Origin of the sequence: Enterococcus villorum, assembly GCF_007990225.1 — a bacterium.
Taxonomy (GTDB): Bacteria; Bacillota; Bacilli; order Lactobacillales; family Enterococcaceae; genus Enterococcus_B; species Enterococcus_B villorum.
In genome coordinates this window covers 198,823-205,025 of the sequence record NZ_BJWF01000002.1, presented here as the reverse complement: position 1 = coordinate 205,025, position 6,203 = coordinate 198,823, and the positions used below count along the sequence as shown (strand labels likewise).

Sequence of the window (6,203 nt, the reverse complement as noted above, 5' to 3'; positions counted from 1 at the left end):
AGATTACATTATAAATCATGGGTTATGTGTTTACTAGCTTTGTTTTTACATCAATGCTTTAACATTTTTTTCATTATAAAAATCAATACAAATTGTAAAATTTAATCATCAATTTGAGGGAGTTTTGAAATAAACTCCAAGAGATAGGTGAATGATTCCAATTTCATCTATCCATTCAGTTGCCGTAAAATACAATCAAACTTCACAAGTGTTAACAATCGAATTGTCTAATGAAATTTACACTTATACAGGTAGATCAAATTGTTTATGTTCAACAATTTGCATCCTCGTTAAAAAAACTAGCATCACAATTATATTAAAAAGTATCCATTTCGCTCAGACTACTAATTCTATTCAGGTCTTGGTTCTAAGTCAATCTCCATTTATTCATTTTTATCCTATAATTCATTCAATTTTAACCGGAGATGAGCGCTTTTTAATACTAACTTAGAAACTTTATCTTGCTCATTTCTTTATTCTTTTTTATTCGTTCTCTAAACAAATAATAAATTTTCAAAGTAAGTGATTTTTTAAATTAAATGTTTCCAAAATGGCTGATGCGTTATTTTTTGTTCTCCTTGTATATCTTTAATTTCTTTATATATTAAAAATAATTCTAATAATGCAAACAACGCCGTACCAAGCAAGCTAGGAATTAAAATCCACCAACTAATATTAATATAGTTCACCAAGTTCAACCATACAGTTAAAAGACAAACTAAAAATAGCAACTTTGTATCACCTCTCTTAAACAAGAGTATATAATTTCTTGGTTTTCAAGAGGATCAAAAAACGTATTTGTTAATGGATAAAATCGAATTTGTGTTTTAATAGAAAAATACATAACATATAATTTTAGTTAGTAACGAGTGATTTTCTAAAAAACTTCTCTTGTCACCTTTCATTTATTGTAAAAAAACAAAATCGTTTTTTCAGTTCTAAATTTTAGTTTCATGGAAACAGGTCACTTACTTTTCTTTCATCTATTCCCTCAAATAAAATAATTTAACAAACAATAGCTGATAGATAATAAAAAACTTTAGAAAATGAACTTATAGCCTTTTTCTTCCTATTTTTGTTACTACCTATCAAAATACATCTGTTACAGGAATCGGAAAACCCATTTTTTACTTCAGTACGGTTGTCTTCAAATTAATTTGCCATTCTCCGTCTGATTGAATTTCGATCAGATAATTGTCGCCATCCTTTGTAATCTGGATCACCTGTTCTCCTTTATAATTGGTTTGCTTTTTCTTAATAGTTCCCACCACTGTTCCATCATTGTCTAATAGGCGAATGACTATTTGCTTGCCATTCGTAAAATCAACTGAGAGAATCATGGCTCCCTTTTTTAAAGAAAGTTGGGAATAAACGATATCGCCAGTTCCAGTTTGACTCCATGTACTAGCAAGGTTATTCTTGTCTGAACTAGTCGTTGAAGACATCTTTTCCGTTCCTACGCCATAATTATCATCTCTTGCAGATTGTGGACTATTCACTTCGATACGGCAACCTACGAGTAACAGAATAACAAGAAGAAATAATAAATCTACGCTGATTTTTCTCATATTCTCACATCCTTACAATGACACATCCTGCTAAAATTACCACAAGTAAACTCAATATAGTAATTCTGATTAGTTTTTTCATTTTTTCCTTCCACCCCCTTTAGGTAATATACTTGGATAGATAATTCTGTATTTCATTTCCCTTCAATTAATATTAAAATCATGTAGTTTCTAGTAACTTTCCCTTTCCTGAATTTATTTTTATAATCACTTGAACATTGTTGGTTAATTTCTGCTTCTTATGACAACATAGAATGTGTAGCTACTACTCAGAATTTATATCATGAATGATTATTAGTAACGCATAATACTTTATCTAGCGCATACTTTATACACTGTGTTCAGATGTTACCTTTACTAAAAATTTTCACCGTTTTTCATTTAACAATCACCATTTTAATGATTATTTTATTGACACATTTATCTAGTCAAAATTCCAAAAGTTTCTATTTTAGAAACTTTTGATACAAAAATTTTTGTCACTGGCCTATCTAATACATTCACTATATGAGATCATCCTTCTCTCTTTTAATTAAACTCATCTATTTTCAACAATAATATTTTATTTTTAAATCCTATAGAATCCACTATTTCTAAAAATACCTTTTGTTTCACATAATTCTTTTGGCAGATAAAAAACACAGTTATTTCATCATTATCACCCCGTTAGTTTCTTTTTTAGCAACTTTACATATTCATAATACATTGCGTTTTTAGATACGTCAACAAATAAAGTTTCTTTTTTCGCACTTTTTTAATATCTTTTTTCGCAACTATGGTACAATAGTTGTGAAAAAAGCAACGTGGGGAGGCTTTTTAAGATTGAATAATAAAGAGTTGATCAATAGAATCATCAATTTAAGAGAATCCAAAGATTGGACTCAAGCAGAACTGGGCAGAAAAATTGGCTTAGAAAAATCTGCTATGAATAAAGTTGAAAGTGGTTCAAGAAAAATTACTACTGAAGAACTACAAAAACTTTCAAAAGTATTTAATGTAACAACTGACTATCTTTTAGGCATAAATCAAACACCTGATTGGGCTGATGATAAAGATTTAGTTGAACTAGATAAACTGTTAGAATCCAATGTAAACATGGCTTATGGCGGAGAAACTCTGACTCCTGAACAAATTCAACGTGTCAAAGACATTCTTACTGCAACTTTTTGGGATTTAAAAGAAGAAAACAAACGTAAAGAGAAGTGAGTTTTATATGGAAAGGGACGTTATTCATTTAGTGGGAAAAATTACGCGGAAATATCACTCCGCTAATCCTTTTATCATTTGTGAACAAATGGGCATTCTACTTAAATATGTTCCCTTTCTTGAAAATCCAAAAGGACAATTCCAAGAAATTCTTGGAAAACCTATAATTTTTATAAATGACTCACTACGGGATTCTGAGGAAAGATTTTACGTTTGTGCTCATGAGTTAGGTCACGCCTTATTTCACAGAGATTTGTCTAGTTATTACGTCTCAACAAGAACTTCACGTAATAAGTCAGAAAGCGAAGCAAATTGTTTTGCTGCTAATTTGTTAGTTTCTTTATATAAAGAAGAGCTGGACCACTATCCACGGCAAATTGAACTGCTTAGTAAATACTATGGACTTCCAGTAGAAGCATATCATTTTTTGACTTAATTCTGGATTTATTTTTTGAATATTTGAATAATAAAGTATGTTTTATGTCTTCTGGGGAGTTGGTCATAATGCCATACTTTTTATTATGGCGACTATCACTACCTGCCATTAAGTGGGAGTAAAACTTTATAAATAGGGATGATTTATTTAATGAGAGTATTTGACTTTTTTCAAGGTAATAAATTTAAAAAACAGGTTGAAGAATTAAAGCAGGAACTTAATACCCTTAAGGAAACAAGACTTTCAGTAGAACAAATGACTGTAATAGAACTTGATGAGACCATTCAAAAAAAACAGAAAGAAATAGAACTTCTTGAAGAGAAAATCTCCTCTTTAGTAGAAAATAAAGAAGAATATAATAATCAGATTGCAGATAGAAAAAGTGAGCTTAATGAACTAAAACAGAAACTTATTTCAACTGAAGATAGCATTGAGATGGAATCGTTCGGTTTATATAAACCGAAATATGACTTTGCAAGCTCTTTAGCATACAAAGAACAATTACAAGTAATCAGAGGGTCTCAAAAAGAAGAAATTAAGAATAAAACAGCTACATATTTTTCGACAAACTGGACTGTAAATGGAAGTATAGCTAAAGGTCGAAAAATGACAAATGATAATATCAAACAAATACTTAGATCCTTCAATAATGAATGTGAAGCTGCTATTAATAAAGTCAAATATAGTAATCTAGCCTCTATCGAGAAAAGAATACAAACTTCTTATACTCAACTAAATAAAATGAATGAATCAGTTTCGGTAGCTATTACTCCAAAATATTTAGACCTTAAACTTCAAGAGCTATATCTTGCTTTCGAATATGAACAAAAGAAACAAGAAGAAAAAGAATTATTGCGCGAACAAAGAGAAAAAGAACGAGAAGAAAAAGCTCTCCAAAAAGAATTGCAATCTAAGAAAAAAGTAATTGATAAAGATATCAATCACTATAAAAAAATGATCGATGAACTAAACGAAAAATTAAAATTAGTTTCTGAAGAAGGAAGACTTGATTTAGAACAAGAAATCCTTGATTTACAAACAAGTGTGCAAGAAAAAGAAGAAGAAAAACAAGAACTTGATTATAGAAGTGCACATGCTTCTGCTGGATATGTGTATATTATTAGTAACATTGGAGCTTTTGGTCAAGATGTGGTTAAGATTGGAGTTACTAGAAGGCTTGATCCTCTAGAGAGAATTGCAGAACTGAGTAGCGCTTCTGTACCATTTAAATTCGATGTTCATGCTTTAATTTTTAGCTACGAGGCTTACCAGCTAGAATCCGATTTACACAATTACTTTGATAAATATCGAATTAATAAAATCAATCACAGAAAAGAGTTTTTCAAAGTCCCTATAGATGAAATCGAAAGTAAACTAGAAGAATATAAGAATTTAACTATTGATTTCAATAGGAATCCTGATGCTGAAGAATACCATCAATCAATTGCTGTTATTAATAAAAATTTAAATTGATGTAAAGAAAATGGGAAAAGAATGCGCTGTTTGCAGTAATAAACTCGGACTTGTAAGATATACTTCCTCTGACAAATATAAAATATGTTGGAAATGTATAAGGAAAGCTGGTTACGGAATGAATGCATCATTTTTAACCATAAGAAAAATACCTTTAGAAGAAATTAAAACACGTTGCGAAAATTCAAACTTCGCTCTCCAAAATTTTGATTCGCAAACAATATATACTCAATTTGATGACTTACTACAAAAAGCTACTTTTAATGCAGCATTTAATCAAGAAATTGTAGTAGATTACAATGATATTATAGACTATTCAATCTATGAGGATGAAGATACCTTGACTAAAAGTGGCTTAGGAAAAGCGATTGCTGGTGGTATAATTGCTGGACCTGCTGGCGCAGTAGTTGGAGCTATCATAGGCAAAGGACAGCCAGGAAAACCTGTTGTCTCACGTTTGGGTATAATTTTAGAACTTGCTGATGGACGCACTATTACAGTTCCATTTATAAAAAAGTGACAAAAAAAATTCCTATGAAACTAGTTTAGTTTACTCTTACCTTTCAAAAACTATAAAAAAACTGCAAGAAATAGTACTTATGGATGATGTTGAAGAAGAAAATGAAGTTATAGAAGCTAAACAAGAAAATCCTAACTCAGTACAAGAAATTGATGTCCCAACGCAACTTCTTAAATACAAAGAATTACTAGATTTAGGGGTAATCACTCAGGATGAGTTTGAAGCTAAAAAAAAAGAGTTGTTGAATTTATGAAAATCATACAATAATCCAAAATCTATAATTTTATAATTTAAAGTGAGAAAGGATAAGTAATATGTTAGAAGTTACAGGTTTTATCAAAGATCAATATCCAAATATTCCTCACAAAAAATTATTATCACATACTACTTATGAAGATGGTTTTTACTTTAAGATTTTTGTTGATTATGATGATATTAGTGATCGCGCTATGGCAATTGAAACTTCTGGTTCGATTATAGTAAACGCTGTAAATAAGAAGTATAATACTGACTTTCGTAAATCTAATAGCTATACGTACTTAAACCAAATAAAAATAAAACCAATTTTAAAAGATTTTTCAGAATTGATGCATCTCGTAAATGATGAAATATTCAGTTATCAATTTATAGAAGCCAATGAAGTTTACGATCAAAATTTATTCTTAGCAGCTGGTTGTGTTTATGGGGTATGCGTTGAACGCCTATTATTTTTACTAGGACAACGTCATGAATTAGACATCGAAATAGACAACACTCAATTAGGAACATTAATCAATAAACTAATTAAAAATAAAATCATTGAAAAAATAGACGAAAATAGATTGAAAAATGCTGCCAGATTTAGAAATCAAACAGCCCATACAAATTCTTTTTCTTTAAAAATGGATTGTGATATTTTAAGAAGCTGTATAGACTATATTATAAAAAAATATTTTAAATAGATATCTCAAAATGATATCTATTAAGATTACTATATTCATCCTTGCCTGTGTCTAATTTG

At 29.7% G+C, this 6,203-nt stretch carries 8 protein-coding genes; 6 read left to right on the top strand and 2 right to left on the bottom strand.

Translation table 11 applies throughout. The annotated features are described in order from the left end of the window. Positions 1 to 530: 530 nt before the first annotated feature. Both EVI01_RS02065 and EVI01_RS02060 read right to left on the bottom strand, forming a co-directional pair. Positions 531 to 689, bottom strand: a complete 159-nt coding sequence (locus tag EVI01_RS02065; protein WP_244150155.1) for a hypothetical protein — start codon at positions 687 to 689, stop codon at positions 531 to 533. Positions 690 to 1,127: 438 nt separating this feature from the next. Next, positions 1,128 to 1,568 (bottom strand): hypothetical protein, encoded by a 441-nt coding sequence (locus EVI01_RS02060; protein ID WP_010751951.1) that lies wholly within the window; start codon positions 1,566 to 1,568, stop codon positions 1,128 to 1,130. Positions 1,569 to 2,390: 822 nt separating this feature from the next. Between EVI01_RS02060 and EVI01_RS02055 the strand changes: the two genes are divergently transcribed. The 6 genes from EVI01_RS02055 to EVI01_RS02030 all read left to right on the top strand — a co-directional run bounded on the left by EVI01_RS02055 (position 2,391) and on the right by EVI01_RS02030 (position 6,144). Beyond that, positions 2,391 to 2,774 (top strand): helix-turn-helix domain-containing protein, encoded by a 384-nt coding sequence (locus EVI01_RS02055; protein WP_010751952.1) that lies wholly within the window; start codon positions 2,391 to 2,393, stop codon positions 2,772 to 2,774. Between the two features lie 7 nt (positions 2,775 to 2,781). Next, entirely contained in the window at positions 2,782 to 3,210 is a 429-nt protein-coding gene (locus EVI01_RS02050; protein WP_010751953.1) for an ImmA/IrrE family metallo-endopeptidase, read from the top strand. 150 nt (positions 3,211 to 3,360) lie between these two features. Then, entirely contained in the window at positions 3,361 to 4,683 is a 1,323-nt protein-coding gene (locus EVI01_RS02045) for an SNIPE associated domain-containing protein (protein ID WP_010751954.1), read from the top strand. A 10-nt stretch (positions 4,684 to 4,693) separates the two neighbouring features. Next, positions 4,694 to 5,203 (top strand): hypothetical protein, encoded by a 510-nt coding sequence (locus EVI01_RS02040; protein ID WP_146811504.1) that lies wholly within the window; start codon positions 4,694 to 4,696, stop codon positions 5,201 to 5,203. A 79-nt stretch (positions 5,204 to 5,282) separates the two neighbouring features. After that, positions 5,283 to 5,456, top strand: a complete 174-nt coding sequence (locus tag EVI01_RS02035; protein WP_010751956.1) for an SHOCT domain-containing protein — start codon at positions 5,283 to 5,285, stop codon at positions 5,454 to 5,456. Positions 5,457 to 5,517: 61 nt separating this feature from the next. Next, positions 5,518 to 6,144 (top strand): hypothetical protein, encoded by a 627-nt coding sequence (locus EVI01_RS02030; protein ID WP_010751957.1) that lies wholly within the window; start codon positions 5,518 to 5,520, stop codon positions 6,142 to 6,144. Positions 6,145 to 6,203 lie beyond the last annotated feature (59 nt).

What these genes read in the sequence shown, in the direction of transcription:
- EVI01_RS02060 (WP_010751951.1), bottom strand. Translation starts at nt 1,568, where the DNA reads ATGAGAAAAATCAGCGTAGATTTATTATTTCTTCTTGTTATTCTGTTA.
- EVI01_RS02050 (WP_010751953.1), top strand. Translation starts at nt 2,782, where the DNA reads ATGGAAAGGGACGTTATTCATTTAGTGGGAAAAATTACGCGGAAATAT.
- EVI01_RS02045 (WP_010751954.1), top strand. Translation starts at nt 3,361, where the DNA reads ATGAGAGTATTTGACTTTTTTCAAGGTAATAAATTTAAAAAACAGGTT.
- EVI01_RS02040 (WP_146811504.1), top strand. Translation starts at nt 4,694, where the DNA reads ATGGGAAAAGAATGCGCTGTTTGCAGTAATAAACTCGGACTTGTAAGA.
- EVI01_RS02035 (WP_010751956.1), top strand. Translation starts at nt 5,283, where the DNA reads ATGGATGATGTTGAAGAAGAAAATGAAGTTATAGAAGCTAAACAAGAA.
- EVI01_RS02030 (WP_010751957.1), top strand. Translation starts at nt 5,518, where the DNA reads ATGTTAGAAGTTACAGGTTTTATCAAAGATCAATATCCAAATATTCCT.